General features: G+C 37.4%; 1 protein-coding gene. It reads left to right on the forward strand.

The genetic code is table 11. The features are described from left to right. A partial coding sequence (locus K6G87_RS05990) for a sensor domain-containing diguanylate cyclase (RefSeq protein ID WP_296834947.1) occupies nucleotides 1-2,098 on the forward strand: 2,098 nt, incomplete at both ends.

Raw genomic sequence — 2,098 nt, forward strand, 5'->3', positions numbered from 1 at the left:
AAGAGTAGTATCAAGCTTGCTTCACTTACTATTACTGAGTCTATGACATCTGAAGAGCTTGAAGACCCTGCAGCTATAATCATACCTATGATAGCTAATACACCATTTGGAGGAATTGAGTATATAAGAGCTGATGGTATGAATGTCATGACTATAGGAGAACCCTTTGATGCAAGCGACAGGATTTATTATATAGAAGGTATTAAAGGTAATACCGGTGTATGGAATAATTATCATCCAAAGACAGCCAAAGAAACACTTATGAATTTCTATACCCCTATTTTTTATCATGAAAAAATAACTGGTGTTTTAACAGGATATATTGCTGCAACTTCGCAGCTTACTCCCTTATTTGAGTCGCAGCTTTATGGACAGGATGTCTATGGCCTTCTTGTTGATGAAAATGAGATGGTCATATGTTCTACGATCGAATCCGAGTATATACAAGATCTTACGCTTGAAGATTTTATGGAACACTTTGGCGTAACCAGTGATCAGAAGATGGGTATCTATAATGCGATAGATAATGCATCTTTGATCGCGGCGGCATATAAAGATCCGGGCGGAGATGGAAGGGTTAGCGTTGCTACAATTCCGGGTACCGATTGGAAAGTTGTTATTTTAGTTCCTGAAAAGTCTTTTCATGCAATCATCAATAAGAATACAAAAGATTCTATAATAACTATTTTAAGCATTAGTTTAATTCTTATATCTTATGCGGCTTTTGTTCTTTTCAAAAATATGAAAAGACGTAAGGAAATTGCTATAGAAAATGAGAAGCTTGAAGAAGAAAACAGAGCTTTTAATAAAGAGAATAAACGTGCTTTTAAAGAAATTTCAGCGATCAGAGATATCATTGCATCTGCAAATATGGGTACATGGAGAATTGAACTTGTAGATGGCAAGGAACCATGTATGTACGTAGATCTTACTATGAGAGAACTCCTTGGTGTAACTGATAAAGGAAAGACTCCTCAGGAAACATACAAAGAATGGTTTGATAATATTGTCCCAGAAGCTGTTCCCTCAGTACTTGAAAGCGTCAAGAGGATGGAGGAGGGATCTTTTGATGAAAATACATATCTGTGGAAGCATCCCACCAAGGGCGAGAGGTATGTAAGATGTGGCGGTACGGCTCAGAAAATATACGGTGGGTATCTCCTTAGCGGATATCATTATGATGTTGATGATGTTGTACGTGAAGACCAGGCTAAAATGGTTATGCTTCAGGATGCTCTTAATGAAAAGAACGATTTCTTTAATACACTAGGCAAGCTTGCCGGTATCTATAATAGCCTTCACGTTATTGATCTTACACAGGATTCTTTTATAGAATTTAGTGCTAGTAATCAGATTAAGGAGATTGCTGATAGTAACAATAATGCAGTCAAGACTATGGCGGATGTTATGTCAAGGCTTGTTACTGATGAATATGTAGACAGAGCACTTGAGTATACAGATCTTACAACAATCGCAGATAGAATGCAGAACAAAAAGTTTGTATCGATACAGCTTAAAGGCAGGAATATCGGATGGTTTCTTGCAAACTTTATAACTATGGATACAGATGATGATGGAAAACCTACCAAGGTTATCTTCACCACCCAGAGCATTGATGAGACCAAGAAGCAGGAAGAACAGCTTATTCGTAAGTCACATACAGATGAACTTACAGGTCTTTTGAACAGACGTGCTTATGAAGAGGATGTCTATGAACATGATAGTATACCTGACAAGGATCATTTTGTACTGATGTCTCTTGATGTTAATGGACTTAAGACTATTAATGATACTTTAGGCCATGCTGCAGGAGATGAACTTATCATTGGTGCAGGATGGTGCATGAAGAAATGCTTTGGATCCTATGGAAAAATATATAGAACAGGCGGTGATGAGTTCACAGTTGTCCTTTTCTGTGACGACGAGAAATTAAAGGAAGTATTAGCTGATTTTGAAGATACAATGGCTAATTGGAAAGGAAAGATGTGTGACAGTTTATCCATTTCATATGGCTATATAAGTAAGGAAGAAGAACCAAGGCTGTCTGTAAGAGAACTTGGGGCTGTTGCAGATAAGAGAATGTATGAAGCTAAATCAG

It is taken from the genome of Butyrivibrio sp. (assembly GCF_024699075.1).